The organism is Kribbella sp. NPDC026596 (assembly GCF_040638415.1).
Classification (GTDB): Bacteria; Actinomycetota; Actinomycetes; order Propionibacteriales; family Kribbellaceae; genus Kribbella.
In genome coordinates this window covers 120,029-136,466 of sequence record NZ_JBEZYF010000017.1, presented here as the reverse complement: position 1 = coordinate 136,466, position 16,438 = coordinate 120,029, and the positions used below count along the sequence as shown (strand labels likewise).

Here is a 16,438-nt window from a genome sequence, read left to right as displayed (position 1 = left end):
TTCACATCGAGGTGCCGAGGAGACCACGGGTGATCTGGAAGCCGATGTTGCCGGAGGCAACCGCCTTGGGGACGAGCTGCCGGCTCGCGACCGCCGCGATCGTGTCCAGCCCGATCCGCGCCTGGTCGGCCGCGCTCCCGGTGGTAACCGCGTCGAGGTCGTCGCCGTACGTCGCGACCGTCGCCGCGTCGTTGCTGAACTCCACGACCGGCACGAACCGTTGCGCGGACAGGGTTCCACCGGCGACATGCGCGAGTACCTGCTGGACCCCGGAGGCACCGAAGCCGGTCGCGGTCTCCATCCAATCGGTACCAGGCATCCGCATCACGTGCCAGCCCGGCTGCGCGAGTCGCTGGCCGTGCGCGATCGTCGGGCCGACCTCGTCCGCCGAACCGAAGGCGGCCGAGCGGAAGCCCGCGTCCGCGAGCAGTGCACCGCGCGACGACAGTACGACGGAACCGCCGGAGCCCACGATCTCCCGGCCGATCAGGGCCAGCGCCTCGGCTGTCGCATCGGTCAACGCGCCGCGCGCTTCCAGGCCGACTGTGAGGGCGCCGAGGTCCCCACTCTGCTCGACGGGCTTGTCCAGGTCGAAGCTGTTGAACCAGTCCTTGACCTTGCTACCGACGGCGTCGAGGCCACCGTCGGCCTGGATGCTGGCCCAGCCGAAGCGGGACGGATCCGCGCCGGCCTCGACCAGACGCGAGCGGAAGTAGTCGTTGTGGGTCTTCTCGCAGCCGTGCTCCAGCAGGAGCGCCATCCGCGTGTTCGGGTGCAGGAGGTAGCCGAGCATGATGCGGGCGAACGTCTCCTCGGACGCGCCGCCACTGCTGCCGCAGCCCTCGGTGTGCGGGAGCGCGACCATCCGCGTGACCGCGTCGCCGGCCCATTTCTCCAGCTCCGCTTGGGCTGCTAGCCGCAAGGCGATCTGTCCCGAGCACAGGCTGGTCGGCAGGATCAGGCCGACGGCCTCGGGGACGAGTCGGTCGTCGACCTGCAACAGTCGAGCGGACGTCCGGCTGTCAGCGCCGAGACCAGCGAGCGGGAGGCCGTCGAGCGGCGCGTCGCGGTCGTCGGCCGGGAGATCGGTCAGCTTGCGGCTCATGCGGCCGTCGGTCGTGATCGAGATTCCCTCGCGCGGACCGCTTTGCTTCCAGTTCCGCCAGATCGACACCTGGCTGTGGCCGGCCCGCTCCCCCGCGCTCGGTTCGCCGGACGCGACCCGGACGGTCAGGTCGAACGTCTCCGCGGTCAGCTCGGCCATCGGTGTACCGGTGAGGTACTTGCCCGCGTCCACGTCCATCTCCGCGTGCAGTCGCTCGTACCGGGCGCTGGTGGTGACGAACTTGAGGGTCGGGACGAACGGGAAGTTGGTGATCGAGCCGTTCCCGGTGGTGAAGAAGATCAGGTTGCAGCCACTGCCGATCTGGCCGGCCACGGACTCGAGGTCGTTGCCGGGGCTGTCCATGAAGATGTAGCCGCTGCCGGGCAGCGGCTCGCCGTAGTTGATCACGTGGTCCAACCGGACCTCGCGGGGCAGCTTGCGGGCGGCGCCGATCGACTTCAGGACGATGTTGTAGAGACCGCGATAGACGTTGCCGCCGGACGGGTTGCCCTCCGCGGTGTGGCCGTGCCAGCCGACGCGCTCCTTGAACGAGCGGATCGTGGCGAGGAACCGCCGAGCGGTCGCCAGGTCGCGGACGTTCTTCAGCACGTAGGGTTCCGCGCCGATCAGCTCGTCGGTCTCCGCGAGTACGGCGGTGCCGCCGTGCTTGATCACCTCCGCACCGACCAGACCGGAGAGCGGGTTGGCCGAGATCCCGGAGAACGCGTCAGATCCACCGCATTGCAAGGCGATCTTCAGATCCGCGAGCGGGACCTCAGCGCGCGTCTGATTGTCGACAATCGGCAACCACGGCTCGACCAGCGCACCGGCCGCGGTGAGGTCATGCTCGAAGCCGGCCTGGCGGGTGAAGAACGCGTGCGGCACCTTGATCGACGGGTAGTCGTGCTCGGCCATGAAGTCCTTGATGGCCTGGCCGGAGACCACGTCGTCGCCGGTGTCCACGATCAGGACGGCGCCGACGTTCGGGTTCAGCGTGAAACCGGCCAGCGTGGCGAGCAGGAAGTGCAGGTTGTTCGGGACCTCGTCCTCGCCGCCCTCGGTGTGCGCAACCGGTACGACGCCGTCGCCGGCGGCCGCGCCGTCGAAGCGGCGGGCGAGCTCGGTGACAAAGCCACTGCTGCGGGAGCTGGTCGCCAGCAGGACCACGTGGTTGCGGGTGCCCGCGGCGCCCTGCTCGCGGCGGTAGCCGAGGAAGGTGCCGGGTTGCTCGACGCTGGTCACCTGCTGGCCGAGGTTGAGCGCGGACTCGTCGAGCTCGTATGGGTCGAGGGGCTCGTTGGTCGCCGAAGGCTCGGCCGGGAGCCCTTCCACTTCGCGAGCGCTGACGGCCGCGAGGCTGGTCGGCGTACACACGTAGTCGCCGGGGACCAGGTCACGGGAAGCCCGGGCGAACGGGGTGTTCCAAGAGGTGATCGCCTCGCCCTGGGCGACCGGGCGGACGATGAAGCGATGTCCCTCGAGGATCGTGTGCGGCAGGGTCACCACAGTGCCGTCGAGGTCGATCGGCGTACCGGCGTCGAGCCGGCGGGAACAGATCGCCGCGTTGTCCTCGGGTTCTGGCAGGACGCCGACCTCGTCGAACCTCAGCATGTGTCGCCTCTCTGGCTCTCTCACCACGAATCGTGCATGATGCATGATTACAGTGACACCCTGCCGAAGACCACCCGGCTGGGTCAAGGCCGCGACCAGGATCCGGAGAGGACCGATGACGGACACCGTGGAGCCGCAGGACCGGCGGCTGCTCCGGCGGCAGATGCTCGCCGACGACGTGTACGAGGCGATCAAGACGATGCTGATGGACCACGTCATCCGGCCGGGCGCGCGGATCTCGATCGACGGGCTGGCGCGCGAGTTCCAGGTGTCGTCGACGCCGGTGCGGGAGGCGTTGGCGCGGCTGGAGTCGGAAGGGCTGGCGGTGAAGGAGCCGCTGAAGGGCTACCGCGCGACCCCACTCCTCTCACTCGAGGAGTTCGACGATCTCTACAGATTCCGGCTGCTGCTCGAGCCCTGGGCTGCCCGGCGCGCGGCCGAGCTGATCGACGACCACGGCCGCGACCGGCTGCGGACCGAGCTGGCGACCGCGGTCGAGCCGACTTCGGTCGACTACGCCGGCTACAAGTCACTCACGGTCCACGACAGCCGCTTCCACCTGCTGATCGCGGCGCTGTCCGGCAGCGAACAGGTCCGCTCGGCGTTCGAGCGTACGCACTGCCACCTGCACATCTTCCGCCTGCACTACGACCGCGACATCGGCCCCGAGGTCCTCACCGAACACCGCACCCTGGTCGAGGCCATCACCTCCGGCGACCCCGCCACCGCCGAGTCCGCCATGACCCACCACATCGAGAACTCGATGAGCCTCCGGCTCCGCAGAATCTACGAGTGACCCGCCGCCCTTTCCCGCTGGCCATCCCACCGATCCTGACGCCGTACATCCTCGACTTCCACTGGGACGTTGAGTTGCTCCACCGGCTCGATCTCCCCACAGCTGAGCTCCCGCTGTCCGACTTGGCCCATCACCTGGACCTGCCGTTCTGGAGGTACGACCGACCTTTCCAGGTCACGCCCCGGCAGGTCGCCGCTGATCCGGATCGGTATGACGAGCAGTACGCGCGGACGTTGGCCGCGGACCTCCGCCACCCGCTGGACGTCGTACGCCGACCGGACGGCCGGATCACGATTCTCGACGGAATCCATCGGCTGTTGCGGGCCGAATTGGACGGGCGAGAGGTGATTGGGGTTCGGGTGTTGGAATGGGAGGACCTCGACGCGATCGCCGTACGTAGGCGAGCGTTTACTGGAGTGCGGTGCGGGCACCGGCGACGGGATGAAGGCACCGGCACTGCCCGCTCCCCGTCCGGTTCTCTGGCCGTTGCGGCCACTGGAGTCTGCGGCCGTGACCACATCGTCGGACGACAGCCGAACCGTCGTCACGATCGCCCATGCACCACTGCAACAGGTCACGCCGGACATGCTGGCCTGGTGGTACGGGCACATCCCCGGGACGATGCAGTACGCCGGTGAGACCTGGCCGCGGTATCTCGTCTGGCACCCGCTGGACCACATCACGTACGAGCTCACGACCCCCGGCGTCGTCGGTGCGGGTTCACAGCTCCGCATCACCGAGGCTCTCGGCCGTGACCTGGACAAGCTGGTCGACCTACAGCTCACGGTCGAGACGATCGACAACGAGGCGGCGATCATCTCCAAGCGGGTGCTCGGCAGCTCGATCATCCGGCTGGAGAACGAGTTCACCCCCACCAGCGCCGGCTGCCGCTACCTGACCCGGCTGACCGTCGGCGACACCACGACGCTCGGGCGGCTGTGCCTCAACTCGCTCGCCCACAAGCACGCGTTCCCACCGCCGAAGCTGGCCGCCTGGATCCGCCACCACGTCGAGGAGATCGGCAACCTGGAGAACTTCCTCCCCGACCTCTACCACTACCGAGCCGACCACGAACCCTGATCGACCTCACTCCACCGGGGCGCCGCCGTACGAGACCTCGTTGCCGTCTGGGTCGTAGAAGGTGACGTGCCGGACGCCGTTCTCGTACGTCTCCCGCACCGCCGGCTCGATCCCGCGTTCGGCGATCGCCTGGATGACATCTTCGAAGTCCTCGACGAACAACGTGTGCTGGGCATGTCCGGCGTGCTCGGGCACCACCTCGATGTAGAGGAACTGGTGCTCCCCGACCTCCCACACCGCCTCGATGTCGTTCGGCAGAAAGCTCGGCGGTGCACCCAGCAGTTGCTCGTACCAGGCAACTGCGGCCGCGTAATCACTGACAGAGATCCCGGCAAACAGGTCCAGAGCCATAACGGATCGTACCCAAGAACAGGAGGTAGTCCCCGGGATCACGTCACCCGCGGTGCGCCCAGGCGGCGCGACCGACCGTGAGGGCACTACCTCCTAATGACATCACCTCATCGGAGGTCTGTCCTTAGAGTCGGGACATGAAGGTGAATCGGCTAGATCATCTGGTGCTCACCGTCGCCGACCTCGACGCGACGACCGACTTCTACGAGCGCGTGCTGGGGATGGCGGCGGTCACGTTCAAGGGTGGGCGACGCGCGCTCGCCTTCGGCACGAGCAAGATCAACCTGCACCAGGTCGGCCACGAGTTCGAACCCAAGGCCGAGCACCCCGGCGCCGGCACCGCGGATCTGTGCTTCATCGTCGACGAGCCGATCGAGCAGATACAGGCCGAGCTGATCAGCCACGGAGTCGAGATCGAGGAAGGCCCGGTCGAACGCACCGGCGCAACCGGGCCCATCGTCAGCGTCTACCTCCGCGACCCCGACCAAAACCTCATCGAACTCAGCAACTACCTCTAGACCGGGGCGTCGCCGTGGTCGGGGATTTCTAGTTGTACGCCGCCTTGTAGGGCGGACTGGTGGGCGTAGATGCCGGGGAGGGTGTAGCGGGCGGAGACCCACGCGTTGATCGGGGGGAGGGTCTTGTCGGCGACCGCGCGGACGAAGTCGTCGGCGAGGAAGTGGTGGGAACCCTCGTGGCCGTTGTGGAGGCCGTCGAACTCGGCCGGGAGACGGCTGCGGTCGTGGACCGGGGAGAGACCGGAGCGGAACGCGTCCCGGAGTGCCGGGTCGACGTTCGCGAGGTCGGTGTCGTCCAGGTTGCTGCTCGGCTTGGTCTCCATCAGGTGGCTGACGTCCTCGACGCCTTCCTTGGTCTGCCAGAGCGTGGTCGTGGCGAGCTGCTCGAAGCTGCCCTCGGTCCCGAACACGCGCAGCCGGGACTCGCGGAGGTGCGACGGGTACCCGACGCGGCGCATCTCGTTGGTCCGCATCACGCCGCCGTCGGCGAGCTTGAACAGCGCGGTCGCGTTGCTGAAGTCGTTGTCGAACTGGCTGACGTCCTTGTCGAAGACCCCGTCGCCGCGGTCGTCCTGCACCCCGATGGCGGACACGTGCGTCGCGTGCTGCCCGGTCACCGAGAGAACGTTGCCCACGGCATGCGTCGGGTAGAGCAGGGGCGGGAACGACGCGGTCTTCTTCCAGTCGTCGCCACCGCTGTACTGGTACGCGGCGTAGAACCCGAGATCCATGTCGTGGACGTAGTCGCCCTCGGTGTAGAACACCCGGCCGAACTCACCGGCGGCGAGCTTCTGCCGGCAGTACACCGAGGACGGGTAGTAGAAGCTGGTCTCGCCCATCATGTACGTCAGGCCGGTCTCCTTGACCAGCTCGATGATGCGGGCGATCTGGTCCGCCTCGATCGCCATCGGGACGGTCGAGTACACGTGCTTGCCGGCCTCGAGCGCCCGGATCGCCATCTCGCCGTGCAGCCACCGCTGGGTGAAGATCGCCACCGCGTCCAGGTCCGACTCGAGCATCTCCTCGAACGACGCGTGCGTGACCTTGATGCCCTGTTTGGCCGCCATCTCGGCGGTCCGTTCGGGCAGTACGTCGGTCAGCCGCACGTCGGACACGTCCGGGTGCGCGGACCACAGCCGCAGGAACGAAGGAGCGAACTGGCCGGCGCCGACCACACCGATGCTGATTCCCATGCGGACTAGGCAATCACACATTTTTCTTCCACGGAAGAACAAATTCACACGTTGGAACGTGTGACCCCGACCACGCGACCTAGGGGCGCTGGAGGAGGTGGGGGTTGTCGGTGGTGATGCCGTTGACGCCGAGGGCTACCGCCTGGGTGAGGGTCTCGGCGTCGGGGACGGGCCAGGCGGTGACGGCCAGGCCGGCGGACTGGAGTTCGGCGACGCCCTCCGGGGTGAGGCCGGCGATGCCGCACAGGGCCCAGCCGGCCTCGGCCTCGCGGGCGAGCGTGAGTACGTCGGCGACGGGCGGCGTACGACCGAAGATCCGGCCCGTGGACACGTCCGGGAAAGCCTGGCGGACGGCCAGCAGGATCTCCGGGTGGAACGACGTGACCAGCGTCCGCTCCGCCAGCGAACGGTCGGCCTTCAGCGACTGCGCCAGCAGCGTACGGCGGCCTCCGCCTTCACCTCGGTCTGGAAGCGGACGTCGATCGCGGCGACCGTCTCCGCCCACGTCGGAACCATCTCGCCGAGTCCGGCGTCGAGCGACCGGACCTCGTCGTAGGAGAGTACGGCGACCTCGCCGGACCCCGACGTGGTCCGGTCGACGGTCGCATCGTGCATGATCACCAGCTCACCGTCGGCAGTGACCCGGAGGTCGAGCTCGATCTCGTCGCACCCGTCGGCGACCGCGCGCCGGAAGGATCGCAACGTGTTCTCCGGTTCGGTCCCGAGTGCACCCCGGTGGCCGGTGATGATCACAGCACTTTCTCCTCGTAGAGTCGTTGGACTTCGTCGCCGATGGCCTCGAGCCGTTTGGCGACCGAGCCGAACACCTTCTTCGGTGCGGCGTTGTCGGCGTAGATCTGCTGCAGTCCGGTGTAGATCTGGACGTTCGCGTTCCGGCCGTAGAGCCGGATCGCGTCCTGCTGGCGGGCGTTGGCGAGCTGCGCGATCGCGACGCCGTAGTTCGGCTGCTCGGCGATCAGCTTCTTCAGCTCCGGGTCTTCGCGGGCCGCGTCCACGACCGGCAGGTAGCCGGTCTGCGTCGTCCACCAGGCGGAGTTCTCCGGGCGCGCAAGGAACGACAGGAACGTGGCGGCGGCCTGCTTACGCTCGTCGGAGATGTTCCGCAGCATGCCGATTCCGCCGCCACCGGTCGCGAGCCCGGACGCCACCTCGGACGGGATGAACCCGGCGCCGACCTTGAACTTCGCCTTACCGGTGATGGTTTTCATGCCACCGGTCGACTCCTGGATCACGCCGACCAGCCCGTTGGCGAAGTCCGTGCTCGGGCTGCTCGCCATGTACGCCGCCCCGAGGTCGTGCACCATCGACCGCTGCCACTCACCAGCCGCGACCGCTCCGGCCTCGTCGATGGTGACGTCGAGCCCTTTCGAGTACGCGCCACCGAACTGCCACACATTGCCCTGGAACTGCCAGTCGCCGTCGACCTTCGCGAACGCGATCGTCCGCAGCGACCGCCCGCCCGACTGCACCTTCGCCAGGTCGGGCACCCACGACCGCAGTTCACTCCAGGTCCGCGGCGCACGGTCCGGCAGCCCGGCCTTCGCGAACGCATCGCGGTTGTAGTACATGATCGGAGTACTCCGGGCGAACGGAACCGCCCAGCTCTGCCCCTTCACGACGTACTCGCCGAACAGCTTCTGCTGATAGACGCCCGGGCCGAAGCCGTCGTTGAAGTAGTTGTTCAGCGGCTCGAGCGCCTCGTTCAGGAAGAAGCGTTCCCAGGTGACGTCGGAGAGGATGGCGAGATCCGGCGCCTGCTTGGCGACCAGCGCGGCCGCGACCTTCTGGGCCACGTCGTCGTAGCTGCCCTGGAACTGCACCTCGACGTACACGTCCTGCTGGGAGTCGTTGAACTTGGCAACGAGCTTGTCGACCGCCTTGCCGTTCACCCCGCCGTACGACGTCCAGAAGACGACGCGGACGCGGTTCGCATACTGCTTCGGGACCGTCCCGGCCGGCTGCGAGTAGATCGCGTCGACCGAGCGGTAGCCACAGCCCGCCAGCGTCGTTCCGGCCGCGAGTCCCAGGAACATCCTGCGGCGCATGATCATGGGCATCGTCATCCCTTCAGAGCTCCCTGCGTGATGCCGCCGACGATGTAGCGCTGAGCGATCAGGAAGATCAGCAGCATCGGCGCGAGCACGAGCAGGGTGCCGGCCATGATGGTGCCCCAGGCCGCCAGGCCCTCCTCGTCCTTCAGGATCAGCAGGCCGACCGGCAGCGTCCGCATCGACGCGGTGTTGGTCACGATCAGCGGCCAGACGAAGTTGTTCCACTCCTCGACCGCGGTGATCACGACGACGGTGATCAGCATCGGCTGCGACATCGGCAGCACCACGCGCCACAACGTGCGCAGGTGGCCGGCACCGTCGACCGCGGCCGCGTCCGTCACCTCCGACGGCAGCGTGAGGAAGTGCTGCCGCATCAGGAAGGTCGCGAACGCCGACCCGATGCCGGGGATGATCAGGCCCGCATACGTGTTGATCCAGCCGAGTGTTGCCACGGTCAAGTAGTTCGGCAGCAGCGTCACGTGACCGGGCACCATCATCGCGCCGAGCACCAGGAAGAACAGCACCTACTTGAACGGGAACCGCAAGTACGCGAAGGCGTACGCCGTCAGCACGGCGTTGATCACCTTCAGGGCGGTCCCCACCACGGTGATGATCGTGGAGTTCAGGAAGAACCGGTCGAACGGCGCCGCCTTCCAGGCCAGGCTGAAGTTCTCCCAGGTGAAGTGCGGCCACCACGCCGGCGGCCACTGATAGATCTCGGTGGGCTGCTTGAACGCCGTCGACAGCAGCCAATACAGCGGTCCCAGGAACACGGCTGCCACACCGGCCAGTACGACGTACTGGATCGCGCGCACCTTCATCGGTAATGCACCCGCCTCTCCATCACCCGGGCCTGCACCGCGGTGACGACCAGCAGGACGACGAACATGATGATCGACAGCGTCGCCGCGCGGCCGGCGTTGAACGCCTGGAAGCCCTCGTTGTAGATCGACCAGCTCAGCGTGGTGGTGGCATCACCAGGGCCACCACCGGTCATCACGGCGATCACGTCGAAGGCCTGGAAGGTCCCGATCACCGTGGTGATCAGGAGGAAGAAGGTGATCGGGGCAAGCAACGGGAGCTTGATGGCCCGGAACCGGGTCCACGTCGAAGCGCCGTCGATCGCGGCCGCCTCGTCGAGCTCCTTCGGAAGTCCCTGCAGACCGGCCAGGTAGATCAGCGCGGCGAAGCCGACGTTCTTCCACAGGTAGACGATGACGAGACCCGGGAGCGCCCAGTCGGAGTTGTTCATCCAGTCCGGCGGCTCGGCGCCGAACGGCTCGATCAGCGCCCGCATCAGGCCGTAGCCGGGGTCGAAGATGAACAGCCAGATGGTCGCGACCGCGGCACCGGACAGGATGTGCGGCGCGAAGGCGAGCGTCCGGACCGCGCCGCGTCCCTTCAACGGGAGGTTGAACAGCAAGGCCAGCGCCAGCCCGATCACCAGGCTGCCGGCCACGATCAGGCCGGTGAACACGATGGTGATCCACAGGGTCTTGTGGAACGCCGGGTCGGTCAGCGTACGGCCGTAGTTCGCCAGCCCGACGAACTTCGGCCGGGCCGCGATCATGTTCCAGTCGGTCAGGCTCAGGAAGGCGTTGTAGATGATCGGCCAGTACGCGAAGACGGCGATCACCAGCAGGTTCGGCGCCACCAGCAGGGCGAACAGCCCGTACTCGCGCCGCCGCCTCCGCCGTCGCTGGTCGATGCCGGCGGCCGGCTTGCGTTCGTCCGGATGAGTCCGGACCGGCAGGTCCAGTGCGGTCACACCGACCTCCTCGGGGTTGTTGGGGCGATGACTTCGACAAGGGTGGCGGCCAGCGCCGGAGCGGCGGCCAGGATGCCGTGCGGGAATTCGGTGCCCGGTCCCCCGATGGTCCGGGCACCGGCTTCGCGTGCGATCAGTGCGCCGGCGGCGATGTCCCACGGCTGAATCACGTGCTCGTAGTACGCATCCGCCGTACCGTCGGCAACCGAGCACAGGTCCAGGGCGGCCGAACCACCACGCCGTACATCTCGCACGGCGGGCAGCACGCGGCGGAGGTGGTCGGCCTGTTCGGCGCGACGCTCCGCGAGGTAGGAGAAGCCGGTGCTCACCAGGGCAGCCTCGAGCGCCACCTCCCGAAGGGGGCCGAGAGCAACGTCCTCGTGACCACTGTCGTCGCGGCGAGCGCCCTGGTCGCGGATCGCCGACCAAGTGCGGCCGGCGCGCGGCTGATGGATGACGCCGACCAGTGCACCAGCCTCGTCCTCGGCCGCGATGGAGACGCACCAGTCCAGGCGGCCGTAGAGGTAGTTGACCGTGCCGTCCAGCGGGTCGATCACCCAGGTGAGTCCGGTCTCCGACGTACGCGCGGCGCCCTCTTCACCGAGCAAGCCGTCGCCGGGCCGGGCCGTCGTGATCCCGTCGGTGATCAGCTTCTCGGATGCACGGTCGGCAGCGCTGACCGGATCACTCGCGGAGCTTTTGGTCTCGACACCGGCGGCATCGATCGACAGACTCCGTTGGCGTGCCAGCAACTCCTCGCCGGCCGCGAACGCCAGCCTGACGGCCAGCGCGCGCAGTTCAGTGAGGGGCGGAGTGTTAAGCACGCCGTGAAATTATCACCGTTTGATGGTTACGTATAGACAATCAATGTGATTTTCTCACCAAGATCACATCGACGAGCAGGATCGCCGCGATCCCGCCGACCAGCAGGCCGAGGCGGTGGAGACCGGCGTCGGTGGCCGGGCCGGCGAAGACCAGCGCGATAGCGGCCGCCGCCAGGTTGGCTCCGACGTACTGCGACGTACGGAACAGACCGGCCGCGGCGCCGACGGCCTCTGGCGGAGCGGCCCTGTAGACGGCCAGCTGGTTGCCGAGTCCGTTGAAACCGTTGGGGATACCCAGCACCGCGCAGATCAGAATCAGTACGGCGATCGGCGTACCGGCGTGGACACCGAAGGCGAGCGCGGCGCCACCGACCAGGAGGCCGGCAGATCCGATCATCAGCAGGAGCCGCGGGCCGTGGCGACGGGCGAGCCTGGTCGCGGCGGCGACGGTGACCGCGCCCAAGGCTGCGATCGGGAGAACGACCAGGCCGACCTGCATCGGATCGAGTCCGCGGCCTTGCTCGAGCCAGCCCGGGAGACCGTAGAAGATCGCGTAGAACGCGACGTAGGTGAGCATCGTGCGCAGGTAGCCGAGGGAGAGCGGTGCGCTGCGGGCGAGGAGCCGTACGTCGACGAACGGCGTGGCGGCACGGCGTTCCCACAGGACGAAGAGAACGGCGAGCGGGATCGCTGCCGCGAGCAACCACCAGGTCGGGTGGCCGGCCAGCGAGAGCAGGATCAGCATCACCGAGGTCATCGCCAGCGTGAACAGGAACAGGCCGGTCAGGTCGATCTCGCGCCACAGCTTGCGGCCGTCGTCCGCCGGTCGCGGCGGATCGGCCGGGACGAGACGCAGGACGAAGAACGCGGCGATCGCCGAGACGGGCAGGTTGACCAGGAAGATCGCCTGCCAGTCGAAGACACCGACCAGGAAGCCGCCGACGCTCGGACCGAGCGCGGCGGAGGTCTGCGCGAAGACCGAGATCAATCCGAGCGCGCCAACCGCGGAGGCCTTCCGGCGGTCGGCGATCCGCCGGATCATCGCGACGCCGGACGGGAACTGCGCCCCGGTCCCGATGCCGAGCAGCACCCGCGCCGCGATCAGCCAGCCAAGATTCGGGGCCAACGGTGCCAGCGCCGACACCACAGCCACCAGCCCGAGCCCGGCCAGGAACACGCGCCGCGCACCCAGCAGGTCGGCCAACCGCCCCGCCGTCGGTGCGGCGACGGCTGTCGCGAGGTAGAGGCCAGAAACCAGCCACTGGGTCTCGCTGCCCGCGTGGAAGTCATTCCCGATCGCCACCAGGGCGACCGCGATCATCGACGAGTTGAGCGGCTGCAACAGCGTGCCCAACCCGACCGACGCCGCGTACTTCGCCGGCAGCCCAGGCTGGACCTGAACCTCCGCGGCAGCGCGCGGCTCTTCGACGACCTTGGTCATTCGTGGACCTCGGACAGTTTGTCCATCAGGCCGGCGGCGAGGCGGAGCAGGTCGCGCTCGGTGGGGGTCAGGGTGCTCTCCATCGCCTGGGCGAGGAAGCTGTCGCGGCGGCGCCGGTCCTCGCGGACGAGCGTCGTCCCGGCCGGGGTGATCTTCAGCAGCACCTGACGCCGGTCGGTCGGATTATCAGCACGGCTGATGAGTTCGGTGGCGACCAGGTCGGCGGTCGCGCGCATCATCGTCTGGGGAGTGACGCGCTCGGCGGCCGCCAGGTCGGCGTTCGTCATCGGGCCTTCCCGATCGAGCCAGCCCAGCACGTTCAGCTGGGAGTAGCTCAGCTCCCCCTCGGGTCGCTCCTGACGCAGCCGCCGGACCAGCCGGAACAGGCTGGTCCGGATCTCGTGGGCAGCGGCATCAGCAGAAGTCATACCATCAGCATAGCTGATGGTCTCAATCGTCGTCCTCGTCGTTCCGGAGCCGGACCCCGGTCACCCCGTCCAGGTCGTCGAGCGCGAGGACGAGGTTCTGCAGCGGCGGGCGCCCGCGGAACCGCATCGAGGCCCGGACCTGCGGCCGGGCACCGTCACGGTGCACCTCGGTGCCGAGCACCGACGCCTCGAAGCCCATCGACGTCGCGGTCCCCAGGATCGAGCGCAGTACGCCGGCGCCGTCGTCGTACCGCACGGTGACAGTCCGGCGACGATCCGGTGACGGCAGGAGCTGGCCCAGCCGGGCGAACGGCCCGACCGCGACGAGATGGAGCACTGTCGCGGCGACCGCAAGCACCGGCATTCCGGCGCCGCAGGCCATCCCGATCGCGGCGGTCATCCAGATCGTCGCGGCGGTGGTCAGCCCGCGGACCACGTCGCGGCGCATGAAGATCACCCCGGCGCCGAGGAAGCCGACGCCCGAGACGATCTGGGCGGCGATTCGCGACGGGTCGAGGTTGACGTCGGTCCCGAGGACGGCGCTGAAGCCGAAGCCCGACACCAGCGTGAACAGCGCGGCCCCGGTGCCGACGAGCGTGTGCGTCCGCATTCCCGCACTCTTCTGCCGGACCTGCCGCTCGATGCCGATGACCATCGACAGCACGAACGCGATCAGCAGCAGCAGGAGCTCGGTCCAGGTGGTTGATGTTGCGAGTTTCATGATGTTCGACCAGTTCCCCGACTACGCGGAAACCAGTCCCAGAGGGTCCTTTCCGGCAAGGTAGGCGGCGACCGCCTCGGCAGCGATCGAGCCGGCCCGGAGGGCGGTCTGCTTGGTCGCGCCGGCGAGGTGCGGTGTCATCACCACGTTGGGCGCGGTGAGTAAACGGGAGCCGGCCGGGACCGGCTCGGCCGGGAACACGTCGAACGCCGCCGCCCCCAGCTGACCGGACTCCAGCGCGTCCACGGTCGCGTCGTAGTCGAGCAGGCCGCCACGCGCTGTGTTCACGAGTACGGCGCCGCGCGGCATCATCGCGATCTGGTCGGCACCGATCAGGCCGCGGGTCTGGTCGGTCAGCCGGGCGTGCAGACTGACCACGTCGGACCGTCGCAGCAGCTCGTCGAGCTCGATCAGCTCGATGCCTTCAGGAGCCTTGTCGATGTAGGGATCGGCAACCAGAACGTGCGCGCCGAAGGCAAGCATCACCCGGGCGACGCGTTGGCCGATCGCGCCGTACCCGACCAGGCCGACGGTCGCACCGTCGAGCTCCAGGCCGCATTCGTCGTACGCGTAGAGGTCGCTGCGCCACTCGCCCTGCTCCAGCGTCCGCTGCAGCCGGGGAAGGTTGCGCAGGGCACCCATCATCAGCGCGACCGCGTGCTCGGCGGCGGCGACCGCATTGCGTCCGGGTGTGGAGGCGACCATGATCCCGCGCTTGGTTGCCGCAGGCACGTTCACGTTGACCGGGCCACCACGGCAGACGACCAGGAACCGCAGATCAGGTGCGTTGTCCAGCACCCGTTCGGTGAACGGGCCCATCTGGGTGACCGCCAGCTCGACTCCGGACAGCGCCTCGATCAACTGGTCCTCGGCATCGCTCGCCTCGTCCACTTCGGCCACCCGTCCGTACGGCGTGAGCGGCCAGGGCAGCGTGATCTCGCGGAAGTCGAAGCTGACGTGCTCGAGGGAGGACAATGCTGTGGCGAGGAGTTCGTTCCGGACGAAGTGGTCACCGGCAAGCAATGTCGTGATGGTTCTCATCGAACTCCTGAATCAAAGGTTGGTGCTGGGTCGGACCAGCGCGGGCGGGCTGCCTCGATCCTGCGCAGGTAGTGGGCGTATCCCTCGGCGTAGAACTCCGCGCGGGCGGCATCGGGATCGACCTGACGGGTCTCGGCGATCCACTCCGGTCCGGCGCTGTCCGGATCGATCGCGCGCCGCGCGCAGATCACCGCACCCCGCGCGGCGACCTGCTCGGCCTCGGCCGTGTGCAGTGGCGCGTTGAGCACGTCCGCGAGGATCTGGGTCCACTCCTTGCTGCGCGCACCTCCACCGCAGACCGTCACCCGGCCGGTCCACCCGGCCGCGTCCAGGCAGTGGCGAGCGGCGTACGCGATGCCTTCACAGGTCGCGCGGACCAGGTCGGCCGTCGTCGTGGACAGCGAGATCCCGTCGATCGTGCCGCGGGCCCGGGTGTCCACGAAGGGCGCGCGCTCGCCGGCCTCGGACAGATAGGGCAGGACGGTCGCGCCTTGTGCGCCGACCGGGCTCTCCGCGAGCAACGCGGGCAGTTGGTCGGTGCCTACGCCGACGAGTGCGAGGACTCGGTCGAGAGCCGCCGTACCGACCATCGCGGGCATCGCGCGGAGCCAGACGCCTGGTGTCCACGTGCCGAGGAACAATCCAGCGGGCTCGCCGTCGACGGGTAGCTCGCGGGTGACCACTTGGCAGGCGAGCGTCGTACCGACGGTCAGCAGGGCGTCGCCCGGTTGATCGACACCTGCTCCGGCGGCTGCGGCCGGCAAGTCGTACGGGCCGGCGGAGACTCTGGTGCCACGAGCAATGCCGGTCGAGTCGTCGCGCAGTTCACCGACGGGTCCGGCCGGCTCCACGGGTGCCAGCAAGTGCTTCAGCTCCGACAGACCGGTCGCCTTCAGCGCCTCGTCGTCGTACTGGTTCGTGCGCGGGTCCAGGAACGGTGCCGACGAGTCCGACACGTCCGTCGCGCGGACCCCGGTGAGGTTCTGCATCACGACGTCCTTGCAGTACGCCGCTGTGCCGGCGCGGGCGATCACCTCCGGCTCCTCCGCGAGTACGGCGGCCAGCAGCGGACCGGATGCCCCCGGGAACATCCGGTTGCCGGAGCGCCGGAACACTCGCTCGGCGACACCGTCGGAGGTCCAGCGCTCGAGGATCGCGCTGCTGCGCGCGTCCAGCCACGAGATCGCCGGGCGGGCCGCCGTACCGTCCGGATCGACCAGCCAGAGACCGTCGCCCTGCGCGGTGATCGCCAGGACACCAGGCCGGTCCCCCACGGTGCCGGCCAGCTCACCGACCACCTCGTTGACCGAGGCAACGATCTCCGCGGTCTCGTGCTCGAACCGGCCGATCCCGGGCCGGACCAGCCGGGTCGGCCGGGACGCCTCGGCCACCGGCCGGCCGGCCCCGTCGAACGCGACAGCCTTGGTGACGGTGGTACCGACGTCAACTCCGACGTCCATCATCCCTCCCTACCACCCCGGCCGCCGCA

Annotated in this window: 19 protein-coding genes; 3 read left to right on the top strand and 16 right to left on the bottom strand. The window is 68.4% G+C overall.

What is annotated here, in order from left to right:
* Position 1: 1 nt before the first annotated feature.
* Complete coding sequence (locus AB0E63_RS16915; RefSeq protein WP_360366353.1) at positions 2-2,716, bottom strand: UxaA family hydrolase; 2,715 nt, start codon at positions 2,714-2,716, stop codon at positions 2-4.
* 115 nt (positions 2,717-2,831) lie between these two features.
* On the opposite strand from AB0E63_RS16915, the gene AB0E63_RS16910 reads away from it, so the two are divergent.
* Positions 2,832-3,512 (top strand): GntR family transcriptional regulator, encoded by a 681-nt coding sequence (locus AB0E63_RS16910; protein WP_360366351.1) that lies wholly within the window; start codon positions 2,832-2,834, stop codon positions 3,510-3,512.
* On the opposite strand, the gene AB0E63_RS16905 is transcribed toward AB0E63_RS16910, so the two are convergent.
* On the bottom strand, positions 3,503-3,823 hold the full coding sequence (locus AB0E63_RS16905; RefSeq protein ID WP_360366349.1) for a hypothetical protein: 321 nt from the start codon (positions 3,821-3,823) through the stop codon (positions 3,503-3,505). The two genes, AB0E63_RS16910 and AB0E63_RS16905, sit on opposite strands and share 10 nt — an antisense overlap.
* 199 nt (positions 3,824-4,022) lie before the next feature.
* Between AB0E63_RS16905 and AB0E63_RS16900 the strand changes: the two genes are divergently transcribed.
* Positions 4,023-4,592 carry a hypothetical protein gene (locus tag AB0E63_RS16900; protein ID WP_360366347.1) on the top strand — a complete coding sequence of 190 codons (570 nt, stop codon included), beginning with the start codon at positions 4,023-4,025 and terminating at the stop codon, positions 4,590-4,592.
* A gap of 6 nt (positions 4,593-4,598) precedes the next feature.
* Here AB0E63_RS16900 and AB0E63_RS16895 read toward each other — a convergent pair whose 3' ends face one another.
* The gene (locus AB0E63_RS16895; RefSeq protein ID WP_360366345.1) at positions 4,599-4,943 is read right to left on the bottom strand and encodes a VOC family protein; all 345 of its coding nucleotides are present in this window, start codon (positions 4,941-4,943) and stop codon (positions 4,599-4,601) included.
* A gap of 137 nt (positions 4,944-5,080) precedes the next feature.
* Here AB0E63_RS16895 and AB0E63_RS16890 point away from each other — a divergent pair, with 137 nt between their 5' ends.
* Positions 5,081-5,461: a VOC family protein gene (locus AB0E63_RS16890; protein WP_360366343.1), complete on the top strand. Its 381-nt coding sequence runs from the start codon at positions 5,081-5,083 to the stop codon at positions 5,459-5,461.
* On the opposite strand, the gene AB0E63_RS16885 is transcribed toward AB0E63_RS16890, so the two are convergent.
* The 13 genes from AB0E63_RS16885 to AB0E63_RS16825 all read right to left on the bottom strand — a co-directional run bounded on the left by AB0E63_RS16885 (position 5,458) and on the right by AB0E63_RS16825 (position 16,409).
* Positions 5,458-6,654, bottom strand: coding sequence for a Gfo/Idh/MocA family oxidoreductase (locus tag AB0E63_RS16885; RefSeq protein WP_360366341.1), 1,197 nt, complete (start codon positions 6,652-6,654; stop codon positions 5,458-5,460). The genes AB0E63_RS16890 and AB0E63_RS16885 overlap by 4 nt on opposite strands.
* Before the next feature lie 79 nt (positions 6,655-6,733).
* Positions 6,734-7,159, bottom strand: a complete 426-nt coding sequence (locus AB0E63_RS16880; protein WP_360366339.1) for a glycerophosphodiester phosphodiesterase — start codon at positions 7,157-7,159, stop codon at positions 6,734-6,736.
* Entirely contained in the window at positions 7,072-7,407 is a 336-nt protein-coding gene (locus AB0E63_RS16875; RefSeq protein WP_360366337.1) for a glycerophosphodiester phosphodiesterase family protein, read from the bottom strand. The genes AB0E63_RS16880 and AB0E63_RS16875 overlap by 88 nt, the downstream gene beginning before the upstream one ends.
* Positions 7,404-8,738, bottom strand: a complete 1,335-nt coding sequence (locus AB0E63_RS16870) for an ABC transporter substrate-binding protein (RefSeq protein WP_360366335.1) — start codon at positions 8,736-8,738, stop codon at positions 7,404-7,406. Before AB0E63_RS16870 ends, AB0E63_RS16875 begins: the two co-directional genes overlap by 4 nt.
* On the bottom strand, positions 8,735-9,250 hold the full coding sequence (locus tag AB0E63_RS16865; protein ID WP_360366334.1) for a carbohydrate ABC transporter permease: 516 nt from the start codon (positions 9,248-9,250) through the stop codon (positions 8,735-8,737). The genes AB0E63_RS16870 and AB0E63_RS16865 overlap by 4 nt, the downstream gene beginning before the upstream one ends.
* On the bottom strand, positions 9,251-9,547 hold the full coding sequence (locus tag AB0E63_RS16860) for a hypothetical protein (protein WP_360366332.1): 297 nt from the start codon (positions 9,545-9,547) through the stop codon (positions 9,251-9,253).
* A complete protein-coding gene (locus AB0E63_RS16855; RefSeq protein ID WP_360366330.1) occupies positions 9,544-10,494 on the bottom strand; it encodes a sugar ABC transporter permease in 951 nt (316 codons plus the stop codon). The genes AB0E63_RS16860 and AB0E63_RS16855 overlap by 4 nt, the downstream gene beginning before the upstream one ends.
* The gene (locus tag AB0E63_RS16850) at positions 10,491-11,318 is read right to left on the bottom strand and encodes an inositol monophosphatase family protein (protein WP_360366328.1); all 828 of its coding nucleotides are present in this window, start codon (positions 11,316-11,318) and stop codon (positions 10,491-10,493) included. Before AB0E63_RS16850 ends, AB0E63_RS16855 begins: the two co-directional genes overlap by 4 nt.
* Positions 11,319-11,358: 40 nt before the next feature.
* Positions 11,359-12,759 (bottom strand): MFS transporter, encoded by a 1,401-nt coding sequence (locus tag AB0E63_RS16845; protein ID WP_360366326.1) that lies wholly within the window; start codon positions 12,757-12,759, stop codon positions 11,359-11,361.
* Positions 12,756-13,187 carry a MarR family transcriptional regulator gene (locus AB0E63_RS16840; protein ID WP_360366324.1) on the bottom strand — a complete coding sequence of 144 codons (432 nt, stop codon included), beginning with the start codon at positions 13,185-13,187 and terminating at the stop codon, positions 12,756-12,758. Before AB0E63_RS16840 ends, AB0E63_RS16845 begins: the two co-directional genes overlap by 4 nt.
* 22 nt (positions 13,188-13,209) lie before the next feature.
* Positions 13,210-13,908 (bottom strand): MgtC/SapB family protein, encoded by a 699-nt coding sequence (locus AB0E63_RS16835; protein ID WP_360366322.1) that lies wholly within the window; start codon positions 13,906-13,908, stop codon positions 13,210-13,212.
* 21 nt (positions 13,909-13,929) lie between these two features.
* Positions 13,930-14,949 carry a 2-hydroxyacid dehydrogenase gene (locus tag AB0E63_RS16830; RefSeq protein WP_360366320.1) on the bottom strand — a complete coding sequence of 340 codons (1,020 nt, stop codon included), beginning with the start codon at positions 14,947-14,949 and terminating at the stop codon, positions 13,930-13,932.
* Positions 14,946-16,409, bottom strand: coding sequence for an FGGY family carbohydrate kinase (locus AB0E63_RS16825; RefSeq protein WP_360366318.1), 1,464 nt, complete (start codon positions 16,407-16,409; stop codon positions 14,946-14,948). Before AB0E63_RS16825 ends, AB0E63_RS16830 begins: the two co-directional genes overlap by 4 nt.
* Positions 16,410-16,438 lie beyond the last annotated feature (29 nt).

Coding starts and splice junctions, on each gene's coding strand:
- AB0E63_RS16915 (WP_360366353.1), bottom strand. CDS start 2,716: ATGCTGAGGTTCGACGAGGTCGGCGTCCTGCCAGAACCCGAGGACAAC.
- AB0E63_RS16910 (WP_360366351.1), top strand. CDS start 2,832: ATGACGGACACCGTGGAGCCGCAGGACCGGCGGCTGCTCCGGCGGCAG.
- AB0E63_RS16905 (WP_360366349.1), bottom strand. CDS start 3,823: ATGGATTCCGTCGAGAATCGTGATCCGGCCGTCCGGTCGGCGTACGAC.
- AB0E63_RS16895 (WP_360366345.1), bottom strand. CDS start 4,943: ATGGCTCTGGACCTGTTTGCCGGGATCTCTGTCAGTGATTACGCGGCC.
- AB0E63_RS16890 (WP_360366343.1), top strand. CDS start 5,081: ATGAAGGTGAATCGGCTAGATCATCTGGTGCTCACCGTCGCCGACCTC.
- AB0E63_RS16885 (WP_360366341.1), bottom strand. CDS start 6,654: ATGGGAATCAGCATCGGTGTGGTCGGCGCCGGCCAGTTCGCTCCTTCG.
- AB0E63_RS16870 (WP_360366335.1), bottom strand. CDS start 8,738: ATGACGATGCCCATGATCATGCGCCGCAGGATGTTCCTGGGACTCGCG.
- AB0E63_RS16860 (WP_360366332.1), bottom strand. CDS start 9,547: ATGAAGGTGCGCGCGATCCAGTACGTCGTACTGGCCGGTGTGGCAGCC.
- AB0E63_RS16845 (WP_360366326.1), bottom strand. CDS start 12,759: ATGACCAAGGTCGTCGAAGAGCCGCGCGCTGCCGCGGAGGTTCAGGTC.
- AB0E63_RS16840 (WP_360366324.1), bottom strand. CDS start 13,187: ATGACTTCTGCTGATGCCGCTGCCCACGAGATCCGGACCAGCCTGTTC.
- AB0E63_RS16835 (WP_360366322.1), bottom strand. CDS start 13,908: ATGAAACTCGCAACATCAACCACCTGGACCGAGCTCCTGCTGCTGCTG.
- AB0E63_RS16830 (WP_360366320.1), bottom strand. CDS start 14,949: ATGAGAACCATCACGACATTGCTTGCCGGTGACCACTTCGTCCGGAAC.
- AB0E63_RS16825 (WP_360366318.1), bottom strand. CDS start 16,409: ATGGACGTCGGAGTTGACGTCGGTACCACCGTCACCAAGGCTGTCGCG.